This is a genomic window from Bradyrhizobium sp. 191, assembly GCF_023100985.1.
Lineage (GTDB): Bacteria > Pseudomonadota > Alphaproteobacteria > Rhizobiales > Xanthobacteraceae > Bradyrhizobium > Bradyrhizobium diversitatis.
Genome location: NZ_CP064692.1, coordinates 1254249 through 1276755 on the forward strand (window position 1 = coordinate 1254249; position 22507 = coordinate 1276755).

The following is a 22507-nucleotide window of genomic DNA, read 5'->3' on the forward strand; positions in this document are numbered from 1 at the left end:
GCGCTTGAGGCTATTGACGGGATTTCGCGAAGTAAAATTGGAAGTAAATATTCGCGACATAAGCGCGCCTAATGGCTCAACTCTCTGCATTTCATTCCAGCACGCAGCTTACGAAGGCGGCAGGCCGCTATACCGCGTCGAGCCCGTTCGGCTGTCATCTCGCGGGACCATCCAGGTCCTTCAGCGCGCGAGTGATCGTCGCCACCACCGGATTCATCTACTTGAAGGCGAGCGCACTCGCGGCGAGCAGCGCAAGATGCGTCGATACGAATTCGTCTGCACCGTCGACGCCTGCCGCTCTCGCCCATCGTGAAGTCGACATTGCCCTCGCAGCGCCATCATCGCACGTGGAACAAGGTGGGGAGGCCATCGACGCCGGCGGTCATCCTGCAACTTGACGGTGATCAGATTCCGCACTGCCTTGTTCCGATAGCTTCCTTCGTGCAAGGCAGTCCGGGAGCATCGGGGATCGTGCGAGAGCACGTCCTGGGCAGCCGGAGCAAACAGCAAACGCAGCCGCGAGGAGTTGCGCAACCTAGATCTGCTGCGCTGCCCCTTCGGCAGACGCCCTCTCAACCGCCTGAAAAGGAGCGAGACAGTGTCGTCCCTGCAGACCAACAAGCAGAAGCTTGCTCCGCCATGGAGCCATCACGAGATCGAGCAGGTACGGTTGCTCATTTTGGAAGGGAAGAGCTTGCACGCTGTTTCGCGACGACTTGGACGAACGCCACAAGCGGTGAGAAAAATTGCCAGCAGGCTGAAGCTCCCGCTCCGATCTCTTCATCTCATGAGCTGATTTCTGTCTCAATGTCCGGCACTGACTGACGTCTTCTTTCACGCGCACACTTGCGGACCGCCCTCGCCCCGCCAGTTGCCCCGGTGAGGTGTGCTGAGAGGCCCCCATATTCTCTTTTGAATTTACCTGACCTATTGGAACGCAATCAATTTTCAATGAGTTTGCATCCAGAGCGAGATGCGGGGTAGCCCTCTGGGTTCATCGGCCGACGCAATGTATTGAGGCGCTTGCGCCTACAGCGTAGGCAAGCCAGAAGGCGCGCTGCGCATCAACGCGGGATATTCGCACGGCAGGACTCCGCATATTGAGAATGTGAGGAAACGAGATTTCAACGCAGAGTTCCGGTTGTGCGCGGCATTTTGCAGCACCGGCTCAATCTGGATGAACGAAGCTCAACCCCTCCCCCGACCAAGGCGTAGCAGCGGTTGACGCAAGCAGAGGTCTAGGCTCGACGTATGGCTAACGGATTCGTAGTCTGGTTCAACAAGTTCAAGGGCTACGGCTTCATAAGGCCCGACGGCGGAGGCAAGGACATATTCGTTCATATGTCCGCAGTCGAAGAAGCTGGGCTGCCAACGCTCATCGAAGGGCAAAGAGTGAGCTACGAACTCGTTTCCATCGCGGACAGGGTAACTGCCAGTCGCCTGCGGGTCGGAGCCCATGAAGCCAAATCTGACGGATGAATGGAGCTTTCGTACTATCTCAAGTTCGAGCTCTTCGTGTCACTTTCGGGGCTGGATGTTCTCGATCATGTCGTTGTAACGATCAATGAGGTCTACCAGCTCGGCCCCGTGGCGCGACAAGAAACAAGCAATGCTGGAACCAACGATTCGTATGGTCGCGTCGATCTGTTCCAAGAGATCGCGCCGCGCAGCGTCGCAATACTCCGCAACGACTACGTCAGTCGACAACTCGCTTGCAATCCTCATGGTCGCCGACGCTGACGCTCCAGGTTGCGGCATGACTTCGAACCAGCGATCTGCCCGCGCGCTCCGCTCAACCGCTTGAGGCGAGCCATCAGCAACGTCCCTTTCGACGTCGATAGAAAGCAACTCTAACGTTTCGTTGTGAAGGCGATCAAGCTCGGTCCAGGAACGATCGAACATGCTGCTCAGCTGCGTGAGCTGAAGCCACGCGAGCCTCAAATGTTGATACGGCGACAACTGGTTGTGGATCCAGGGATAGTCGCCGGCAACAACGCGACAAACGATCAGATCGCCATATACGGTCCGCAGATTGATGAGCGCTGCAAGCTCCGCTTTCAGGCGCTGATGAACGGTCAATATCCCCCTTCTCATCCGCTCGGGCACGAATTCGAACGACGGATCGGACTGGCGCATCAGCTCTTCACCGGCCAGTTCGATGATCGAAACGATCCGTTCGTCAATCTCACCGGGCGTTAGCCCATCCACCCTGTTCATTTTCACATATTCCAGCAACGCCCGGCGCTTCGACACCTGGCCAGCATCATCGGGCCTGCGAATCCCCAACGCGGAGCCTCTCAGGGTCCAACGGCTTTCGGAAGCCCCAATCTATGTCTATTATTTGGGCAATGGAAGAAATCCAGCTCGTGCCGGGGACCGGTCGAGCGATCGGATCCGGTCGCAGACCTGGTGGCTCGCCAGGATTTCGATCGCGGGCAGCGGACTTTGGACGCCGGCGCATCGATCGCGACCGGCGCTATCGCCAAAAGTTGGGGACGACAACAAAAAGCCGGGATCTCAGCAATGAGAACGAGGCCGCCCGGCCTGAAATCAGGCTCCGAGCAGCCGCCACAATCCTCTGCGCCGCCAGCCCGGGCGCGGCGTCACGTCAGCCGGATCACGCAAGGCGCGCACCAGTATGCTGCCAGACTTTGCCGGAGAGGCCGCTGGCGGGAGCTCAATTGTTGGCGGGCCTGCCGTATACCGATTGTCGCGACCTTGCGCTGCTGCTGGCCCAGCCAGCGCGCGACAGATTGCCCTGCTGCCGCTTGCGGCCGAGCAGGTCATCGTAGATCTCCAGCGTGCGCAATGCGATATCGGACCAATCGTACCGCACGGCGCTCTCGCGGCGTACGGTTTCGCGCTCGGCTGCGCTCGGACGCGTCTTCGTCAGCGCCTGCAGCTTCGCACCCAATTCCTCGCAATCACCGACATGGAAGATGTGCTCGGGATCAGCGACCACCTCCAGGTTGGGTGCGATATCACTTACCAGCACTGGCAATCCATAGCTGAGCGCTTCGAGCAGCACGATCGGCAGCCCCTCATGCGACGACGGCAGGACGAACAGCGCGGCGTGGGCGTAGAGTTGTCGCAAGCCGTCGCCGGTCTGGAACCCGGCCATGACGACGTTCTGGTGGCCTTCCGCTTCTCTAGCCAGCTGATCCGCGTACTCGTTCCGATGGTCGATCTTTCCAACTATGGCGAGCTTCCATCCCGGCAGCGCGGTCGCCAGGAATGCGCGCAACAGATCGAGCTGTCGCTTCTCGGGAACGAGCCGGCCGACCGTCAATACGTATCGTCCCGGCTCCAATCCCAGCTCGACCACCTTCTCGCTTTGCTGTGGCATGTCCGAGAATACCACGCCATTCGGCACCACCTCGCAAGGTTTGCCATATTTGGACATGACAAGCTCGCCGATGCTGCGGCTGACCGCGATGCGCTTGCTGGCGTAGCGCATTCCGAGCGCCTCGCCGGTCCTCAGCACCGTGCGCGCCGCCCAGCCCCATTTCTCTCTGTTGTAGTCCTCGCCATGATGCGTGACGACGACCCGCAGGCCGACGGCACGAAGCAATGGCGTCACGATTGCAGGACCTATGCCATGGATATGGACCAGTGCCGGGCGCCGCACCATTGCAACAATGGCGCAGACCACGGAATGGAGCAGAGTCTCGAGGTACTTGTTGCTCAGAGTCCACAGCCGCAGGACCCGCACGCCCCTCCACACCTTGGGAACATCCGACGCAACATAGGGCGACCGCATGCAGACGGTAACCCGTCTGCCGAGCTCCACCACCCTTGGTGCGAGATTCTCTGCGTGTGTCTCGATACCACCCTGAATTTGAGGGAAGCCACGGAAGCCGAACATGTAGATCTCACGCCTGCTCATCTGGACTTCCTTCCAATCTAATTGTTCATAAAGGTACGCAACGGGTAATGCTCGTCCGGCGTCACGCGGCCCTTGACCAGCCGGGCCTTGACAGTCTTGTTCAGGAACGACGTTCGCTCGACGTGCGGCGACGGGCGCACGTCGGAATAATTGATGTAGCTATCAAAGCATATGCTCTTGCCCATCGAGACCTTGAGCTTGTTCTTGAGGACCCACAGCAGCGGCTCGCTCTTCGGAAGCTGAGGGACCAGGTTGGATCGCATCGCGGTCCGCGCGGTGGTCACCATCCAGCAGTTCTGCTCACAGCCCGCGACCTTCTTGCGTGTCTGCTGAGCGGTCTCGCTGTTCATGATCTCGTCCCATGACTCCCGCGCAAGATTTCCCATCGGCAAATCCGAGCGAACGTTGCAGGCCCAGACGTCCGACCAGGGGTCGATAAAAGCGAAATCCTTGCCTGCGCTGCATGGGATCAGCCGATCATGACCAAGGATCTTCTCGATCAGGCCAAGGTTCAGGTAGGCCCGAAACCAGTTCTTTGGCTTCGGACTACGCAGCATCGCCGAGATGAGCCCCTCGACCTTCCGGGCGACTGCCTTCCGGTCGTAGAAGTAATTGTCGTTCTTGTAGAACTGCCACGCATTGTGGAGCGTCGACGTCGCCAGCTCGAATCCCTCCTTGCGGGCGAACTCGTAGACATTGACGAGCTGATCGACGTTTTCGTCCTGAATGACCATGGCGAAGCCAAGGTCGGTGCCTCCTGCCTCGCGCAGCATACGAAGCCCGGCGATCTTGGTGTAGTAACCGTCCTTCTCGCCGCGAATTCTGTCGCTCGTCTCCTGATCACCTTCGAGCGAGAAACGTACCTTGATGTTGGGGTGCTTCTTGATGATCGGAACCAGGCGCTCGGGATGCAGCCCGTTCGACGATATCTCCGTCACTCTTGCCTTCGGATAGAGAAGATCGATGATCTCTCCGAGGTCCTTGCGAAGCGTCGGCTCTCCACCTGACACGTTCAAATTGTCGAAGCCGGACGGAAGCTTCGACAGCGTGGCCAGCGACACCTCTTCCTTCGGCTCGGTTGGATTCTGCCAGATGTAGCACATCTGACACTTGGAGTTGCAGCGGAACGTGGAAATGACGGTAAGGTCCATTTTATGATCCAACTTTCCTATGTAAGCCAGCTGTTGCAATCAGATTCTCGTACAACGAGAACAATGCCGAGCCATGATCCTCGAGCGAGTACTCGTCCTCGACGATTCTCCGTGCGTTGCGACCGAACGCTTCGCGCCGGCTGCGATCGAGCAGAAGATCTCTGACTTTTTCGGCGAGTTGAGACGCATTGCCAGGGTCGAACAGCAGACCTGTCGTCCCTTCCCTGACCATCTCGGGAATTCCGCCAATGCGCGAAGCAATGATCGGCTTACCGTGCGCCATCGCCTCGAGGATCGAGAGCGGGCTGTTCTCGTGCCAGACCGAAGGCACCACGATCACCCCGGCTTCGCTGATCGTTCGTTCAAGGTCGCTGCCCGTTAGGTGCCCCCTGAACTCCACCGCCGGGTACTTCCGCCGAAACTCATCAAGGAGCGGTCCAGTGCCGGCGACCACCAGCCGCCAGGCGCCCTGAGCTGCGGCATGGGCTTTAAGGAGATCCTCGACGCCTTTCTCGGGTGACAGGCGACCAAGATACAGCGCGTATTCCTCGTCGCCGACGGCCGTATCGATACGCGATGCATCTATTCCATTCGGAATATGAACCACCTTGGCCGCACCGAACCTGCGGACGATGGCTTCATACATGAACCTGCTCGGCGCAATGAATTTTTCGACGCGATGATAGCTTCCGAGCAGCGCGTGATAGCGCGCCTCCGCCCAAAGCAGAGCGCTGCGCCCAAGAGAACCGTCGGCGCAGCGGCGCGCGAGAATCGTCTCGAACGCGCCGTCCCCGCATCTCGTACACACCTGCCCGTTGCTGAGCTGCGTGTACACGGGGCACACCGGTTTGTAGTCGTGAAGTGTGAGAACGACGGGAACCCCCATATCCGCGGCCGCCGTGACGATCGAGGGGGTCAGTTGGTGATAGATGTTGTGACAGTGCAGTACGTCCGGCTTCTGATCTTGGATGAGGCGCCTGATCTGCGAGACAGCTTCGGATGAATGAATGAAGGACAGCGCCGATCTCAGCTTTTCGCGCCTGGATGATGCGCGATACGACTTCTGCGAAACGAAATACGATTGGAAGCGTGATGGAATGTTTCGATCGTCATTCATGGAGAACTCGACGACGTCGACATTCCGCCTGCGCATCAACTCCATCTCGTCGAACATCACGACTTCGGAGCCGCCGTTACGAAAGAAGAACTTGTTCGCAAACAGCACTTTCAGAGCGCGTCGATCCGATCCGGCAGGCCGCTCTCGTCTCCGAGACGGAACTTCCGTCACCGGACCCCGCCTTGAGCGCGCCACCGAAACAGCGACATCTTCGCTGAGATCGAACGAAGGCTCCGTCATCGCCGCGGTCCTCGTCTGGAGATCGAAACAGGCCGCGCTGCAAGGTGGACACCAACGCCTGCAGAATGGTGTTCGATCGGGCGGTGCAAGGCTGATCTCGTCGCAACTACAACCATCGGCAGCATGATAGGCGGCCGCTATGCGCCGGTATTGACGGCCGTCAACTTGGTACCGCTGCGTGGCCTAGGATGGAGATGGCCCTTTTCGAGTCGGAATGCTGCCCAATTCTGCGGATACCGGCTGCGTCTAGGACGCGCTCGAGCGTCAGAACGACATATCTTCATAATCAGCGAGAACTGCACCGTGACTGCCGGAGCGCAACTGCGCGATACAATGCGGAGCGAGGATGCCCGAGCACCTTGAGCCAACTGACGCAACCCCCGATCAGGGGTTGATCGCGTTGGTCATGATGCTCCGATTTAACGGCCATGCCGTGGATCCCGAGCGCATCCGTCATCAATTCGGGACTATTATCAGAGCCGCCGAGATTCTCCGCTGTGCGAAGGAGCTTGGGTTGAAGGCCCGCGTCGTCAGGACCAATTGGTCTAGGCTTACCCGTCTACCGATGCCCGCGCTCGCCATCCTTCGTGAGGACAGATTTCTCATCTTCGGAAAGGCTACCGACGAGCGGGTCATCGCGCTGGAGCCGGGTCGCCCACAACCGGTCATGATGTCGCGGATGGAACTCGAAGCCATCTGGGACGGCGCGGTCATTCTGATGACGCGTCGAGCTTCTCTTTCCGATCTTGCGCGGCGTTTCGACATAACGTGGTTTCTCGGCGCAATTCGAAAATACCGACGATTGCTCCTCGAAGTCCTTGCGGCATCGTTCTGCCTTCAGCTGTTTGCCCTCGTATCACCGCTCTTCTTCCAGGTGGTTATCGACAAGGTTCTCGTGCATCGCAGCATGAGCACGCTGGACGTACTCGCGATCGGCCTCTTAGCGACCGCGTTGTTCGAAACGATCCTTGGGATTCTGCGTACCTACCTTTTCTCTCATACGACCAACCGCATCGATGTCGAACTCGGCGCTCGGCTGTTCCGTCACCTGTTGGCGTTGCCGATCGGCTACTTCCAGGCGCGGCGGGTGGGTGACTCCGTCGCGCGGGTCAGGGAACTCGAAAATATCCGCAATTTCCTGACGAGCTCGGCTCTGACCTTGATCATCGACCTGTCCTTTTCGGTTGTCTTCATTGCCGTTCTGGTCTTCTACTCACCGACGCTAGCCTTGATCGTTCTCGCCTCGCTTCCGGTCTATGTCGCGATTTCTGCCGGAGCGACGCCTTTGTTTCAGCGACGGCTCGACGAAAAATTTCAGCTGGGCGCGGAAAACCAGGCGTTTCTCGTTGAGAGCGTCACCGCCATGGAAACGCTCAAGGCGATGGCCGTGGAGCCTCAGATGCAACGCCGCTGGGAGCAACAGCTGGCCGGGTACGTCGCGGCGAGCTTTCGTGTCATCAGCCTGGCGAACGTATCCAGCCAATCGGTCCAACTCGTGAACAAGCTGGTCAGCGTGGCCATCCTCTATTTCGGTGCCCGGTTCGTCATGGCCGGCGATCTTACCGTCGGCGAGCTGGTTGCTTTCAATCTGATCTCCGGTCGCATCAGCGCTCCGGTCCTTCGATTGGCCCAGACTTGGCAGGATTTTCACCAAGCCAGGCTCTCGATCGCGCGCCTCGGCGACATCCTGAATACAGAGCCGGAACCGGTTTACAGCCCCGGAAAAATGGCCCTGAGTACCATCCGAGGCGACATTGCGTTCGAACAGGTGACCTTTCGCTACCGCATCGATGGGCCGGAGATTCTTCGGGACGTGCAGCTGCACATTCCGGCAAGGCAGGTCCTTGGAATAGTGGGCTCCTCGGGATCGGGAAAGAGCACCTTGGCCAAACTGGTGCAGCGCCTGTATATCCCGGAGCGAGGCCGGGTTCTGGTCGACGGGATCGACGTGACTCAGGTCGACCCCGCCTGGTTACGCCGACAGATCGGTGTCGTTCTCCAGGACAGCGTCCTCTTCAACTGTTCGATCAGGGAAAATATCGCTTTCGCAGATCCCGGGACATCGACCGAGCGTGTAATTGAAGCCGCCACGATGGCCGGTGCACACAATTTCATTCTACAGCTGCCGAACGGATACGACACCGTCGTCGGCGAACGCGGGAGCAGCCTGTCGGGCGGACAGCGTCAGCGCATCGCGATCGCACGCGCACTCGTGACCGATCCCCGGATCCTGATCTTTGACGAGGCGACCAGCGCACTCGACTATGAGAGTGAGCACATCGTTCAACAGAACATGGCAAAAATCGTACAGGGCCGCACCGTACTTATCATCGCGCATCGGCTATCGGCCTTACGAATGGCCGACCGGATCATCACGATTGAAGATGGCCGCCTGGTCGAGGATGGTCCTCATCAGCAGCTGGTCAAGAGCGGAGGACGTTATTCAAAGCTTTACCGCCTACAGTCGGGCTTCCATGACCTTACATAGTCCGCATTTCGCGAGCGCCGATACCAACAGGCGAGACGGTCGAGCTCACGTCAGCATCGACGAGGCCGCATGAAACAGACAACCGCAAGAACGTTCGACGATCCGGGGTTGTTTGTGCTCGACCTCCTGCTCCGACTGCGTGGTGTCGACAGCAGCCTCGACCATATTCGCCAGCGCTTCAATCATGCGCCTATCGATGTCCCGGAGATGCTCGCTTACGCGAGGGAGCTTGATCTTTCTGCAAGCTGTGTCCAGACCGATTGGGATGGACTGTCGGCATCGACCTTACCCGGCATCCTGCCGATTCGCGGCGGAGGCTTTCTCTTGCTCGGAAGGGTGCATGGCCACGAGGCTGTGGTGATGACATCTGGCGCCGAGAGGCCGTCCATCATTTCCAGACACGATCTCGAGGCGAATTGGGACGGGCGACTGGTCGCGGTCGCACAACGACGCGCCCTCACCGTTCGGCTCCTGCGCCTCTCGCGATACTGCCTGGAGTTCATCCGGCGTTCAAAGCAACGCTCCGTGATCGTCTGGGCACGACTGGCCGGTATGCTTTCGTCTCTTGCCGATCGCTCGCCAGCAATGTTCAAGCAGCGGCCAGCCGCGCCGGCGGAGCCTCCCCAGAACTCGAACAGCGGGAGCGCCGTCATTGTATTCGCGGATCACGCACGCAAGCTCGGACGTGCCGTCGCGGGGCTAACGCCTTCTCGCGGGACTCATCCGAGCGAAGCACTCGCATTCCTCCCGGCAGCACTCGAAATCGTCGAGAGCCCTCCTTCGCCGGTTGGACGTACCATCGTCATCAGCATCACGGCCGGCTTCGTCGTCGCCTTGCTCTGGGCCAGCCTTGGCACCATCGACATTGTCGCTATCGCTCCCGGCAAGATCATTCCGAGCGATCGAACCAAGACCATCCAGCCATTCGAGACCGCCGTTGTGCGAGCAATCTACGTTCAGGATGGCCAAACCGTCAGAGCCGGTGAGCGCTTGATCGATCTGGATGCGACCATGACGGCCGCAGAACTGAACCGCCTCAAGAGCGACCTGACGAGTGCGCAGCTCGACGCCGCCCGTTTGACGGCGTTGCTGTCGAACAAGACCGATCCAGCTTCTGCGTTTAGCCCGCCACCGTCGACCACACCTGCCCTGACCGAGATGCATCGTCGCTTTCTCGTCAGCCAGAACACCGAGCAGGCCGCCAAGATTGCCGCGATTGACCGCCAAATCTCGCAAAGGGAAGCTGAACGAGCCACTTCGAAGGCGTCGATCGACAAGCTGAAGGCGACAATCGGCCCGCTCCAGCAGCGCGTCGAGATACGCGAGCAGCTGTACCAGAAGGAACTCGGATCCAAGCTGCAGTATTTGACGGAGTACCAGGAGCTGGTCGGCCAACGGCAGGAAATACTCGTTCAGCAAAGCCGCTTCAGCGAAGCGGATGCCGCGATCGCGGTCCTGGTGGAGACTCGCAACAAAACCATTGCCGAGTACGAACGCGCATTGTTCGAGGAGCTCGCAAAGGCGGAACAGAAGGCTGCCGGCCTGAGCCAGGACGTCATCAAGGCCGAACGGCACACCGGCCTGCAAAATTTGACGGCACCGATCGACGGCATAGTACAGCAACTCGCCGTTCACACGGTTGGGGGTGTGGTCACTCCGGCACAACCAATCATGATGATCGTTCCAACCGATAGCAATCTCGAAGTCGAGGCTATGATCTCGAATCAGGATATCGGCTTCGTCGAGGCGGGCCAGGACGCCGCCATAAAGATCGATACCTTCAATTTTACCCGGTACGGACTGCTGCATGGCAAGGTCCTCAGCATCTCCCAGGATGCCATTCCGCGCAACAAGCCACCGGAGAACGGTAACTCGAAGTCTTTCGGTGCCGGGACAACAAGCAGCGAACCCATCGGACAGGAGCTTGTCTACGCGGCGCGGGTGTCGCTCGACCGCAGTTACATGAACATCGAGAACAAGCGTGTCAGCCTTTCTCCCGGCATGGCTGCCACCATCGAGATCAAGTCCGGATCGCGCAGTGTCATCAGCTATCTCTTGTCACCGATCATGCGGTACAAGCAGGAAAGCCTGCGGGAACGGTAGCGTTTGAGCACTATGAAAGCGCACTCGCTGCCAACCCGGCAATGACCGCCGCCCTTTGGATCACGAGTTTCTCTCGCTGGTCCGGGAATGCTCAAGTTCGACCTGCTGGCGAGCGACTTCCAGCGGACACCATCAGCTCGTCATCCCTTCAGCAGTCTTGACCTCCATCGGCGACGAAACACCACCCGCCCTGACGAAACTAAAGCGGCTTTAGGTTCAATCGGATCGCCACGGGCCGTTCACCTCGCCCGCTCGCGGTCGGCGCGTTCGAGCGAAGCGAAGCTTCGTCCCGTGCGCCGGGAGAGAGCTTGCTCCTCTCGGGGACTGTCCATTCGGGATACACCTTCTCCCCAGCCCGCTTGCGCAAGCGGGAGAGGGAGTGCGCCGCTGTCGACGCAGCAATCAAGCATCCCGTCACGCTTTAGCTGTCAGCAGATCCGGCTCGGCTTGCTTGATGAGACCAGCCCGGCTCAGCGCGGCGGCCGCTTTCTTTATCACTTCCCAGGGCAATTTGGATCGTTCAGCGATGTCGAGGAGTGAATGATCGCCGTCCGACATGTTCAGGACCCACAGCAGCGCCATCTGGAAGTCTCCGGCCGCGAGCCCGCCCAATCCACCGTAGAGGCCATAATTGCCCAATTTGGGCTCGCAGAATGGCTTTTCATTCCGAAAGCAGGCGTTGTTCTCGATGACATCGATCGCTGCTATCGCCTTCGTCAGAGTATCGTACAGCGCGGCAGGGCGAACGAAATCCAGATTATCGGCAGAGCTGTGATACTCCGCGAACCTACCGAAGGGCGTCCGCATCACGGTCCCAACCGGCAGGTTGAAGCCAGGCGAGCAATATTGCCGCTCGTCGTAGCCGTAAGGTGAGAACTCCTGAATTTCGTACGGCTCGCCACTCTGCTCAAGCACGTAGGACCAGGCTCGATCAATCTCTGCGTTGCCGCGACGGCTCTTTTTGTAGGTCATCGCGCCGGAATCGCCGGCGCAGGTCAGCACAAATCCGTGCTTCACCCGCCCGACATGGGCCTCGTTGAGCGCCAACCAGGTGATCGCTCCGATCGTGCCGGGGATGAAGACGAAGCGATACGTATACCTCAGCTCCATCCTCCGCAGGTACTGCGCCAGCGCGGTTGCGACTGCGATCCCGGACAGGTTGTCATTGCAGAGCGACGGATGGCAGATATGGCAGGAGATCAGCACCTCGTCCGAGGTACGGCCGAGCAATCTCAAATCCCCGTAGGTCAGATGGCCTGCGGCAAGATCCGCATCGACACAGACCTCGTATTCGCCGTCGGGCATTGCCAATAGTTGATTGTGCGGAAGACAGAAGCCCCAGGTCTTCTGGTAGTAGCTTGTCCGATAGGGGACCCAGTCCGGCTTGTCCGGGTCCGAGTAGAGGTGAGGCCTGAGCTGGTCGAGCGTCATGCGCGCCCTCACCGGGACGCTGTAGCCAAGAAGGTGCAGGTTCGACTTCTTGAAGTCGATCACGCGCTCGCCGGCGCTATTCTTGACGTATGCATCACGCACGTTCCACTCCGGTGGAACGGTCCAATCAAATACCTGCAGGCCGGACGGTACTTCGCAGGTGGTCAGCGGGATATAATTCCGGATGAGATCGATCGTTCTTCGGGTCCCCTCTCCCGTTATGCTGCGGGAGATGGGATACATATCTGCAATGAACTCGTGGAGTGCACGTCCGGTCTTGTCCGCCGACAGGTCGACGGCTGCGTCACTCTCCCTGAGATCCGCGAGGTCTGCATGCCTTGCGATATCATCCATGCGCCCTCTCCCTCGGATCCAATGGGTTCAATCCACGATCCTGGGCTCGGGTATCGGCACCACGAACTGAGCTCCCCAACTCCGGGCGAACGAAAGCTGGCTGACGATCTCCCGCTTCAGGTTCCAGGGTAGAATGAGTATGTAGTCCGGCTTCGTCACGTTGATGCGTTCAGGCTCGAAGATTGGAATGTGAGATCCCGGCAGTAACGACCCCTGCTTGTGCGGGTTCCGGTCGACCGTATACTCAATGAGATCCGTGGTAATGCCGCAGTAGTTCAAGAGAGTGTTGCCCTTGGCAGGGGCACCATACCCGACGACGCGCTTGCCCTGTCGCTTTGCCTCTTCAAGGAACGACAGAAGCTTTTGCCTGGTTTCCAAGGCGCGCTCCTCGAACGCGTCGTAGTGATCAAGATTGGCATATCCGGCGTCGATTTCGCGACGCCTGAGGTCCAGGACCCGGTGGGAGATCGGATGCCATCCCTTGTTGGCGTGCTGAGCATAGATACGCAACGAACCACCGTGGGTCGGCAGCTCTTCGACATCAAACAGCGTCAGGCCATGTGCCGCAAAGATCTTCTCGACGGCGATGAACGAGAAGTATGAAAAATGCTCGTGATAGATGGTGTCGATCTGACACTCGTCGAACAGGCGCATCAGATGGGGGAATTCCATCGTGATAACCCCCGCATCAGCGAGAAGAAGGCTCATGCCTTTGACGAAGTCGTTCAAGTTCGGCACGTGAGCCAGGACGTTGTTTCCAATCAACAGATCAGCGCGCAGCCCCTCGCGTCGCAAGGTACGGGCTGCGCGTTCGCCGAAAAATTCCACACGCGTCGGAATGCCCTTCGCGCGCGCCACGGCAGCGACGTTCTGAGCCGGCTCGATGCCCAGAACGGGCACGTCGGCCTCGACAAAGTACTGCAGCAGGTAGCCGTCGTTGCTTGCGATCTCGACGACCTTGCTGTTCGCCCCGATACCGAACCTGTCGATCACCCGAGTGACGTAGGACTTGACATGCTGCAGCCATGAATCGCTGTAGGATGAGAAGTAGGCATAGTCTCCGAAGATATTCTCCGGCGCCTCGAACTCCTCGAGCTGGACAAGGAAGCACTCGCCGCAGACGTAGGCCCGCAATGGAAAGAAACGCTCGTCCTGCTTGGCTTTCTCGTTCCGAAGATAGGAATTTGCCAACGGAGACATTCCGAGATCGATAAACACACGTTCAAGGGGCGCACTGCAGAAACGACAGCAGCTCGACTCGGTTGCATGCGCAGTTGGTGCCTTGACGTCGAGGGTGGATGTCACTTCCTTCAGCATTCTATGGCTCCTGCCGTGGCAATCCGTGATGTCACCGACACGTTAACGTTGGTCGGGCCGGGGCAATTGACGACCGTCAAGTCACGTCTGGCTTTTGCGAACGTGGAGTCCTCACCCTACGACCTCTTGTGGACTGGGATGTTCATGCGGCCCTTCAACTCGTCCGCGATGTTGCTGTGAGGCTTCCACGCCTTGTCACGATCCGAGAGCACGCGCACCTCGGCCGGCCAGGATATCCCAAGCGACGGATCATCATGCGGCAACCCGCCCTCCGCGCCCGGCGTGTAGTAGTTGCTGATCAGGTAGATCAACTCCGTATCGTCAGTGAGCGTGATGAAGCCGTGTGCGAAACGCTCCGGTATGTAGAGCCCGCGGCCATTGTCCGCGGAGAGATTGACGATGACATGTCGCAGGTAGGTCGGCGATTCCGGCCGCAGGTCGACGATCACGTCGGCCACCGCCCCCTTGGTGCATCGGACGTACTTGTTTTCCGCCGCGGGCGGATACTGAAAATGCAGACCCCGCAGGGTACCGCGTTTTGCGTTGTAGCTGATACTTGCCTGCGCGACGGCAGGCTTGAGACCGTGCGCCAGGAACGTGTCGGCGCAAAACACCCGAGCGAAGTATCCTCGGTTATCCTGATGCCTGTCTATCTCCACGGTGTAGGCGCCCGCGAGGATTGTTTCGGAAAATATCATGCGATGAATGAGACTGCTGGGCAGCTATAGGAACACGATCCAACAAAGTTTGACGGCAAGCCACAGCAGGGCCAGGTCCCACGCAACGACGCTGACCAGCGCAACCGCGATACCGAGGACGGGCCAATCGAGAGCCCGGCTCGCCGCTTTCGTGGCCCTGAACTGGGTTGCATAGCTTGCGGTCCTGAGTTGATCGAATTCAGACATTGCCCGCTCAATCCGTGACGTGACCTCACGACACCTTAGCCAGACCGGGGCCCGAAAATCTGACGAAGCTCAATAACGGCCCGCTATGCGACGGTGGCATCCAAACGATGCTGTGGGCAGTGGGTGAGGCCCCTCCTCGGCCGGATGCGTCCGTCCCGCCAGGCGCTCGTCAAAAGGTCGAGTATCCTTGTGCGTCGCCCGAACGCACCTGCAGCAATCGGAAAGATTGCCGGAATCCTGCTTCCGCCGATACCAGAAGTTGAGATTCCTCAAATACGGGAACCTTCTTGCCTCTCAAATGCGACGCGGGCGGCGCGTAACGGCATTCTTCATCAATCACGCGTTGAGAGGGATTTGATAATGAACATTCGGTCGCATTTTTTCTCCATAGAGAATCCGGACAACTTCGCAAGGTCAGGAGAGCTGCGGCTTCGAGCGCGGGCTGCGATCCCAGGCGGAGCGCATACCTACGCGAAGGGCGACGATCAGTACCCGCTCCTCGCGCCAGGCTTCATCTCGAGAGGCTCGGGCTGCCATGTATGGGACGTCGACGGCAACGAGTTTATCGAATACGGAATGGGACTGCGCGCGGTGTCGCTGGGCCATGGCTTTCCAGCTGTCGTGAAAGCCGCGGTTGAGCAACTGTCCCGAGGCACGAACTTTACACGGCCTTCGGCACTCGAGGTCGAATGCGCGGAGCGCCTGATCGAGCTTGTCCCGGGCGCCGACATGGCGAAGTTCACCAAGGACGGATCGACGGCCACGACGGCTGCAATCCGGCTTGCCCGAGCCTACACGGGTCGGGACATGATAGCGCTTTGCTCCGATCACCCCTTCTTCTCCTACGACGACTGGGCGATCTGCACGACACCGATGAACGCCGGCATTCCCCAGGCCGTGGCACAGCTGACACAGGGATTTCGGTACAATGACCTGTCCTCGGCGGAGGCGCTCTTTGCGCAGCATCCGGGTCGGGTAGCAGCCCTGATCCTCGAAGCCGAAAAAGAGGTTCCACCGGCGCCGGGATATCTCGCCGGGCTGCGTGAACTCTGTCATCGGAACGGCGCTCTCTTGATCCTGGACGAGATGATCACGGGCTTTCGATGGCCGGAGTGCTCCGCCCAACGTCACCATGGAATTGAGGCCGACCTATCGACCTTCGGCAAGGCGATGGGCAACGGCATCGCAATCTCTGCGCTGCTCGGCAGACGCGAGATCATGGAGCTGGGCGGCCTCGACCATGATCGCGATCGCGTCTTCCTGCTTTCGACGACACATGGTGCCGAGACGCACGCTTTGGCGGCAGCCCTGGCGGTCATGAACACCTATCGGGACGAGCCGGTCATCGAGACGTTACACCGCCAGGGAAGTCGCCTGAAGGCCGGCATCGAAAGCTCGGTGCAGCGCCGCGGACTAGCCCGCCATTTCAGGCTCGCCGGCCGGACGTCCAATATGGTCTATGCCTGTTGTGATCGTGACGGAGTGCCGTCACAGACCTTCCGCACATTGTTTCTGCAGGAGACAATCCGCCGTGGCGTGCTGGCGCCCTCCCTGGTCACAAGCTATTCGCACACCGACGATGATATCGACCGAACCATCGAGGCCATCGATGGCGCATTCACCGTATATCAGAAGGCGTTGGAGGACGGGCCGGAAACCCATCTGATCGGCCGACCGGTGGCGCCGGTGTTCCGCCGACGAGCCAATTCGACTTCGGCCGTAACACCGAGAACGAAAGCTCGCGGTCCAAGGAAAGCGAAAGCCAGCTAGTCGATCAAAGTCCGGTACGCGCAAAATCCGGCACCCGGCGGGTTGTATCGGGGTAGCCGAACTCTGATCACGCCGCCATCCGGAGCACCCGCCACGAACACGAGGAACGGTTCGCTGCGGGATGCTCGAGACATGAATCGGTCTAAAGCATGATCCAGAGAAGTGCGTAACGGTTTTCCGAAAAGATCATGCTTGAACAACAATCGAAAGCGCGATGACGGTTCATCCTGATCGCATCGCGCTTAGTCAACTGCTCGCCCGTTGGAAATCCTCGCGAGCCCCTCGATATCGGTGAACTTGATCGTCTTGCGATTTGGAAGGTCGATGACCTTCTTCGCCTTGAACTCGGCCAGCGTGCGACAAACCGTTTCGAGCGACGTTCCAACGTGGTCTGCGATATCGGCCCGGGGCAACTGAAGTCGGAGTGCACCAGGCCGCTTGGGGTCTGCAGGCAAGTGTGGCCGAATGCGCAGCAACAGCCAGGCGATGCGCGCCACACAATTCTTCTGGCTCATGGTCATCACCAAGGTGAGGGTATCTGCCAGGACCTGGTGGGCACCACAGGGCTCATCGCTCCGGCAAACTCCAGAAGTCCTTGATCGGATGACGCGACAATCTGTCACGGCTTCCGCAGTGAACTGCTGATGGGTCGAATGGGTCGGCATGACGACGTCGCCGGGCCAGTAGAAAGCGAGGATCTGACGATTTCCGTTCTCCAGAAGGCGGACTGCCCGTACGACGCCCTCGACGATCTCGATCTTCTGAGCTTCTTCCTCTCCCTCCCAAAAAAGAGCTCTGCAGCGAGGTACGAAGGACGTAGACGGGCGTCGGAAATCGGGAAGTTTGTTCGATCCATGAAGGTGTGAAGGGGGTTTTCCGTTCTGGAGAAAAGTGGATTCTGTAAGCATTTGAAATCACCTCAGCACGTAATCCAATACCCTGAAGTGTAGACGTCCTAAATTCGAGGGATATTCAGGCTAAAGCGTTAGGATTATACGGGTTCCACATAGTCCGATGGGCCTAGTCCGTTTAGTCGGGAAAACTATTCGCTGCCTATGCGGCATTCAAAAGCGCAAAAAGCTCGTGCTACTTCGCGGAAGAAGTGCTCACGCGTGCGCCACCTTTGTCCAACTCAATAGCGCCCTTCCCTGGGTCGATTTTGGGAAGAGTTACACTTGAGAACGAGCCTCACGCGAGGTTTCTACAAATACCCTCGTCGCCAGCCGCCGGCGCAATGCTCTGGAGGTGGCGCGGCAACGCTGGCCAGGCCTGACGATGCATCCCTGGCGAAGCGCCTTTCACCGATGTGACGTCGATCCACCGATGCAGCCAGTCGCGCCTCGACCGGACGACAAGGTTCTGATCTCGTCGTCCGCACGCTTGGGGAGCTGCATGATACTGCGGATCACCGGCGGCTCCTCGGTTGCGCTGGCGCATGGCAACCCGATCCTACTGGTGACTCTCCAGTGTCCACCACAACGCAGCCGAACCGCAACGACGGGATCTCAGGCTGTTGGAAACGGCTTTGCTGCACCGAGCTTTACGCCATCACCGAAGACGCGGCCTCCATGGGCCCATCTCCAGTAGGCCGCCGCCGAACGCAACTCTATTGCTGAGCACGCAAAGGCCAGGGAATGCGCCGATCACCCGGCTGGTCTTCGAAAAGCAAACCTGTCCGTGGACTGCGCCCATCGATCGCCAACGATGAACTCTGAGCCAGGACCTGAGCCATTGCCCTGGTCCATCGAGAACCTCTTGCTTGTCATTTTACGAGCCAGCCTGTCCTTGGGACCGACCAACTTCGCCGCGATAAAGGCCGCTTCCGTCCGATTACGCGCACAGAGCGCGCGCAGGAGCGCCGCTGTGTGGATCTTGCTGGTGCCTTCCGCGATGCTCAGCTCGCGCGCAATCTCTTTGTTCGACATTCCCTGAGCCAGCAGCGGAAGAATTTCGCGTTGCCGGCGCGTCAATCGCAGAGCTTCCAAATCGAAGTTGACGGTCTGAGGCGGCTCTGGTCGGCTCACATCATCATCCGCCAACCATCGCGGAACATAAATGCGCCCAGACAGCAGATCGCCGACTGCCGACAGCAATTCCTCATCCGCCTGAAGCTTGGGCAGGAACCCGTGAAAGCCGGCCGAAAGACATTTCAACACATCCGTGCGGCTGCTCGAAGCCGACATCACCGCGATACGAGTTGCGGGTCTCAAGTCGACGATTTCCGAGAGGACCGCGAGCGAACGTTGGTTGAGACTACCTAGATCGATCAGGATCAAATCGATGCTTGTCTCAAGCTCGCAATTCTCGAGCTGTGACGCGTCTACGACACGGGACTTCTTAAAACGGGCCTCGATCACATCTCGGAGGCCACTGCGATAAACACTATGCTGATCAACAATCAGAATAACAGCCACTGCGCAATCTCCGAACAATCCCGTACTCTTACCCGGGACTCTCACATCGTTGGCAGTCTGAACCAATGAAACGGCAATATGACTTCGATACTCTGCTCGGCGTTCCTTCCCTTCTGCATTGCGGAAAATATTATGATTTGTTGGAAAAGAGTCAACTGATTATAAATATCCTTTACAGACGTTGCCGCGCCGATGGCCCCACATGGTTCCATCGGCGTCGGCAGATGAGTGAACCTTTTCGGCGCGGAGGACACTAAGTGCGCGCAATCGCCGGAAGGAATTCGGGAATTGGCGTCCATCGCAAGTGAGGATCCAACTGCTCGGTGTGCTGCAGGTGGCGAAGCTCTGACAGGCGCGTAAATGGCGCGGCATTGAAGGTGGCTTCGTCCAGCTGGATGCGCTGGAATACCCCCCTTAACTGTCGTGCACCACGTTGCGCATTCCACTGGCAACGGAAACTCGGCATGTGGGCCTTGATCTTCGCAAAGGAGACCCGATAGCTGCGATTGTCTGGGCCACTCGGGCCAAAGGAAAGTTCGCAGCCGGTGAAAGTGTCGTTCACGATCTCCGCGATCTCTCGCACCGTATAGTTCTGACTTTCATCGCCGACATTGAACGCCTCGGCGCAAACCGCCTCGCGCGGTGCGTTCAAAGCGCACAGGATCGCCTGGCAGATGTCCTCGATGTGGACCAACGGGCGACAGGGCGTGCCGTCGCTCATGACGCGAATCTTCCCCGTTGTGAACGCCCACCCTGCAAGGTTGTTCAGGACGAGATCGAAGCGCTGTCGGGGAGACGCTCCGAACGCGGTCGCGTTACGTAGAAACACGGGCGTGAACCGGGAGTCGGTCAGTTCGACGAGATCGCGCTCGACGAGCACTTTGCATCGCGCATAGGCCGTCTGAGGTTCGCAAGAGGACGTCTCGGATTTCATCTCGCTGCCGGCCGCGCCATAGATGCTGCATGAGGACGCATAGATGAATCGGCCGATGCCCGCCTGCTTGCACTTGCGGGCAAACTCGACGGAGCCACGATGGTTGATCTCCATCGTGATCGCAGGATCATTCTCCCCCAGCGGATCATTAGAGAGCTCCGCCAGGTGAACCACGGCGTCAAAGCCCTCCAAATCAGACGGCGACAGCTGCCGCGTGTCGCGCGACATGACCATTGGACGAGTCCTGCCGTCATCGAACAGCCAGCCGCGGCGGTAGAGACCCGTGTCGATCCCGATCGCATCGTAACCCTGATCAAGCAGTCTCGGGCCGAGCACCGCCCCGATATATCCGTCAGCTCCAGTGAAGAGAACGCGCATTTGATTCATCTCCTCAAAGGATCGCCCGATCCGGGATTGCGGCGTGTTGTACATTGGTGCTTCCGTTGGCGACGGCGTCCTTATTCCAGACGCACCAGGGTGGATCTCCGCTATCCCAGAGATCCTGCAGAATGGCCTTGTCGCGCAGGGTATCCATATTCTGCCAGTAGCCGCGGTGCCTGTAGACAGCGAGTTGGTCCTGCTCGGTTAGACGGGCAAGAGGCTCGTTTTCCCAGCTCGTGCTATCGTCGTCGATGAGATCGAGGGCCTGAGGTTCGACGACGAAGAACCCGCCGTTGATGACCTGACCGTCGCTCGCAGACTTCTCGCGGAAGCCGGCCGCGCGGGGGCGGTCAGACGAGAGATTGATCGCGCCAAAGCGGCCGGGCAACTGGACCGCGGTGACGGTCGCCAGGGCACCCTGCTGATGGTGGAATTTGATTAGCGCACGGATATCGACGTCGCCGACGCCATCGCCGTATGTCATGCAGAAGGTCGAATTCCCCAGATGCTCGCGCACTCGCTTGATGCGTCCCCCGGTCATCGTCTTCTCTCCGGTATCGACCAGCGTAACCTGCCAGGGCTCCGATCCGTTTCGATGCATTTCGACGCGGTTCCGCTGAAGGTCGATCGTGAAGTCTCCCTGATGGGACAAATAGCTCATGAAATAGTCTTTGATCACCGTACCCTTGTAGCCACAGCAAATGACGAACTCGTTCAGGCCGTGGTGGGAATACAGCTTCATGATATGCCACAGGATCGGACGACCACCGATTTCAACCAGCGGCTTCGGGACTACCGAAGTGTGCTCGCTCAATCTCGTACCGTAGCCACCGGCGAGAATAACAACCTTCATAGGGATCTCCTATCCTGGGTTCCCCACCGAACATGCGCGGATGCATCTTCGGATGGCGTAGCCCGGACCGTACTTGGCTGCGGCACGACCGAGTTGATGACCGTCAACTCGGCAAAGCGGCGCCGGTCGATACGGTCCCCCTTGTCATCACAAGCGTTCGCGCACATGACGACCTGACGTTCGTCAACTTGCCGATCCGAGTTGCCAATGTTCGAAGTTCGAGGCGAACACCTACTAACCTGGCGGGCACGCGACGACATCGATTGGTGACAAGTAGGAAGCGGCGAAGGGACGACCCGCAGGATTCGATCTCCCTGCGCGTCTCATTGGCGGTCGCCGTCATCCTCTGTCACTCAGCGACAGTCAGCTGCTGTCTGCCCGCCGAACAATCGTTCTATGATGGCGTACCGAAGCCCGTTGTCCGGCTTGTCGTCCCCGCTTTCTTCCCTCAGCGGACTCCGTATGCTGGTTCTCGCCTTCCTGTGCGGAGTGGCGCTGTTGCTCAATCGAACCCGGATCGCTTTTTCGCACCGGCTGCTTCTGCTCAGCTTTGTCGACTTCGTTGCTTCCGTGCTCGCCTCGAACCGCAACAGAGAGGATCTGGCCGCACTCTTCGTCAGCTATCTCACGGTGTATCTCGGACTGCTCAATTTCAATGTCGGACTTGTCGCTCGGCGGCCGATTGCGCATGGCATCTACCTTACGTATTTACCGTTCAAAGAGAGGCCATTCTTCTCACTTGGCTCCAACGTTTCCGATCGAGTTGACGATTCTCAATGGTGAGCAGCGCAATGGTAGCGGACGCGACAACCTCTCGTCGCACCGATTCTGGCCACCGCACTCCGATGCCCGAAGTCTCAAATGTCAGATGCGGCATGCGCCTCGCCGGGGCGGGACAATTAGACGCAACGCGCTCAATGTGCGCCCCCCCACACAGTGCGCGAAAGACAAGAACGGCCGATATTTCCACGCGATAGCAGAGCTTGCGGTCCATCGGCTCCCGCTGCCTCGAGAGGCAAAGGCGGCCATATGACGGCAACGATAGAAGAGCGCCTCACTGACACCCCATTCGGCAACAAATCAATCACATTGACGACAGATTCTGTTGCAAGCGTGAAATCGCGAAATGCGCCGGAATACATTTGCAGGTCGTCTCTCTGACG

Annotated in this window: 17 protein-coding genes; 5 read left to right on the forward strand and 12 right to left on the reverse strand. The window is 58.9% G+C overall.

Going from position 1 to position 22507, the window contains the following annotated elements:
* Positions 1-1251 precede the first annotated feature (1251 nt).
* Entirely contained in the window at positions 1252-1479 is a 228-nt protein-coding gene (locus IVB23_RS05890) for a cold-shock protein (RefSeq protein ID WP_247802918.1), read from the forward strand.
* Between the two features lie 39 nt (positions 1480-1518).
* Here the strand turns inward: IVB23_RS05890 and IVB23_RS05895 are convergent, their stop codons facing one another.
* From IVB23_RS05895 to IVB23_RS05910, 4 genes are all read right to left on the reverse strand, one after another.
* Complete coding sequence (locus IVB23_RS05895) at positions 1519-2286, reverse strand: hypothetical protein (protein WP_247802919.1); 768 nt, start codon at positions 2284-2286, stop codon at positions 1519-1521.
* Positions 2287-2677: 391 nt separating this feature from the next.
* Positions 2678-3886, reverse strand: a complete 1209-nt coding sequence (locus tag IVB23_RS05900) for a glycosyltransferase family 4 protein (protein ID WP_247802920.1) — start codon at positions 3884-3886, stop codon at positions 2678-2680.
* Between the two features lie 17 nt (positions 3887-3903).
* Complete coding sequence (locus IVB23_RS05905; protein ID WP_061882159.1) at positions 3904-5037, reverse strand: radical SAM protein; 1134 nt, start codon at positions 5035-5037, stop codon at positions 3904-3906.
* 1 nt (position 5038) lies between these two features.
* A complete protein-coding gene (locus tag IVB23_RS05910) occupies positions 5039-6394 on the reverse strand; it encodes a glycosyltransferase family 4 protein (protein WP_247802921.1) in 1356 nt (451 codons plus the stop codon).
* 346 nt (positions 6395-6740) lie between these two features.
* Between IVB23_RS05910 and IVB23_RS05915 the strand changes: the two genes are divergently transcribed.
* Entirely contained in the window at positions 6741-8882 is a 2142-nt protein-coding gene (locus tag IVB23_RS05915) for a type I secretion system permease/ATPase (RefSeq protein WP_061882157.1), read from the forward strand.
* 69 nt (positions 8883-8951) lie between these two features.
* Positions 8952-10985, forward strand: coding sequence for an HlyD family type I secretion periplasmic adaptor subunit (locus tag IVB23_RS05920; protein WP_247802922.1), 2034 nt, complete (start codon positions 8952-8954; stop codon positions 10983-10985).
* Positions 10986-11399: 414 nt separating this feature from the next.
* On the opposite strand, the gene IVB23_RS05925 is transcribed toward IVB23_RS05920, so the two are convergent.
* From IVB23_RS05925 to IVB23_RS05940, 4 genes are all read right to left on the reverse strand, one after another.
* On the reverse strand, positions 11400-12770 hold the full coding sequence (locus IVB23_RS05925) for a DUF4910 domain-containing protein (protein WP_247802923.1): 1371 nt from the start codon (positions 12768-12770) through the stop codon (positions 11400-11402).
* Positions 12771-12797: 27 nt separating this feature from the next.
* Positions 12798-13970 carry a class I SAM-dependent methyltransferase gene (locus tag IVB23_RS05930; protein WP_245312183.1) on the reverse strand — a complete coding sequence of 391 codons (1173 nt, stop codon included), beginning with the start codon at positions 13968-13970 and terminating at the stop codon, positions 12798-12800.
* Between the two features lie 233 nt (positions 13971-14203).
* On the reverse strand, positions 14204-14785 hold the full coding sequence (rfbC, locus tag IVB23_RS05935; RefSeq protein ID WP_247802924.1) for a dTDP-4-dehydrorhamnose 3,5-epimerase: 582 nt from the start codon (positions 14783-14785) through the stop codon (positions 14204-14206).
* Between the two features lie 24 nt (positions 14786-14809).
* Entirely contained in the window at positions 14810-14992 is a 183-nt protein-coding gene (locus IVB23_RS05940; RefSeq protein ID WP_061882154.1) for a hypothetical protein, read from the reverse strand.
* Between the two features lie 360 nt (positions 14993-15352).
* Here IVB23_RS05940 and IVB23_RS05945 point away from each other — a divergent pair, with 360 nt between their 5' ends.
* Positions 15353-16762, forward strand: coding sequence for a glutamate-1-semialdehyde 2,1-aminomutase (locus IVB23_RS05945; protein ID WP_247802925.1), 1410 nt, complete (start codon positions 15353-15355; stop codon positions 16760-16762).
* Positions 16763-17004: 242 nt separating this feature from the next.
* On the opposite strand, the gene IVB23_RS05950 is transcribed toward IVB23_RS05945, so the two are convergent.
* The 4 genes from IVB23_RS05950 to rfbF form a co-directional block, all read right to left on the reverse strand.
* Positions 17005-17670, reverse strand: coding sequence for a helix-turn-helix domain-containing protein (locus IVB23_RS05950; RefSeq protein ID WP_197965536.1), 666 nt, complete (start codon positions 17668-17670; stop codon positions 17005-17007).
* 735 nt (positions 17671-18405) lie between these two features.
* Complete coding sequence (locus IVB23_RS05955; RefSeq protein ID WP_061882153.1) at positions 18406-19176, reverse strand: response regulator transcription factor; 771 nt, start codon at positions 19174-19176, stop codon at positions 18406-18408.
* A 253-nt stretch (positions 19177-19429) separates the two neighbouring features.
* Entirely contained in the window at positions 19430-20542 is a 1113-nt protein-coding gene (locus tag IVB23_RS05960; protein ID WP_246515244.1) for an SDR family oxidoreductase, read from the reverse strand.
* Entirely contained in the window at positions 20502-21344 is an 843-nt protein-coding gene (gene rfbF, locus IVB23_RS05965; RefSeq protein ID WP_197965534.1) for a glucose-1-phosphate cytidylyltransferase, read from the reverse strand. Before rfbF ends, IVB23_RS05960 begins: the two co-directional genes overlap by 41 nt.
* Before the next feature lie 462 nt (positions 21345-21806).
* On the opposite strand from rfbF, the gene IVB23_RS05970 reads away from it, so the two are divergent.
* On the forward strand, positions 21807-22127 hold the full coding sequence (locus IVB23_RS05970; protein WP_247802926.1) for a hypothetical protein: 321 nt from the start codon (positions 21807-21809) through the stop codon (positions 22125-22127).
* Positions 22128-22507: the final 380 nt, after the last annotated feature.

Excerpts from the sequence above, each read along its gene's own strand:
- IVB23_RS05890 (WP_247802918.1), top strand. The coding sequence starts at position 1,252 with ATGGCTAACGGATTCGTAGTCTGGTTCAACAAGTTCAAGGGCTACGGC.
- IVB23_RS05900 (WP_247802920.1), bottom strand. The coding sequence starts at position 3,886 with ATGAGCAGGCGTGAGATCTACATGTTCGGCTTCCGTGGCTTCCCTCAA.
- IVB23_RS05905 (WP_061882159.1), bottom strand. The coding sequence starts at position 5,037 with ATGGACCTTACCGTCATTTCCACGTTCCGCTGCAACTCCAAGTGTCAG.
- IVB23_RS05910 (WP_247802921.1), bottom strand. The coding sequence starts at position 6,394 with ATGACGGAGCCTTCGTTCGATCTCAGCGAAGATGTCGCTGTTTCGGTG.
- IVB23_RS05915 (WP_061882157.1), top strand. The coding sequence starts at position 6,741 with ATGCCCGAGCACCTTGAGCCAACTGACGCAACCCCCGATCAGGGGTTG.
- IVB23_RS05920 (WP_247802922.1), top strand. The coding sequence starts at position 8,952 with ATGAAACAGACAACCGCAAGAACGTTCGACGATCCGGGGTTGTTTGTG.
- IVB23_RS05925 (WP_247802923.1), bottom strand. The coding sequence starts at position 12,770 with ATGGATGATATCGCAAGGCATGCAGACCTCGCGGATCTCAGGGAGAGT.
- IVB23_RS05930 (WP_245312183.1), bottom strand. The coding sequence starts at position 13,970 with ATGTCTCCGTTGGCAAATTCCTATCTTCGGAACGAGAAAGCCAAGCAG.
- rfbC (WP_247802924.1), bottom strand. The coding sequence starts at position 14,785 with ATGATATTTTCCGAAACAATCCTCGCGGGCGCCTACACCGTGGAGATA.
- IVB23_RS05940 (WP_061882154.1), bottom strand. The coding sequence starts at position 14,992 with ATGTCTGAATTCGATCAACTCAGGACCGCAAGCTATGCAACCCAGTTC.
- IVB23_RS05945 (WP_247802925.1), top strand. The coding sequence starts at position 15,353 with ATGAACATTCGGTCGCATTTTTTCTCCATAGAGAATCCGGACAACTTC.
- IVB23_RS05950 (WP_197965536.1), bottom strand. The coding sequence starts at position 17,670 with ATGCTTACAGAATCCACTTTTCTCCAGAACGGAAAACCCCCTTCACAC.
- IVB23_RS05960 (WP_246515244.1), bottom strand. The coding sequence starts at position 20,542 with ATGTACAACACGCCGCAATCCCGGATCGGGCGATCCTTTGAGGAGATG.
- rfbF (WP_197965534.1), bottom strand. The coding sequence starts at position 21,344 with ATGAAGGTTGTTATTCTCGCCGGTGGCTACGGTACGAGATTGAGCGAG.
- IVB23_RS05970 (WP_247802926.1), top strand. The coding sequence starts at position 21,807 with ATGCTGGTTCTCGCCTTCCTGTGCGGAGTGGCGCTGTTGCTCAATCGA.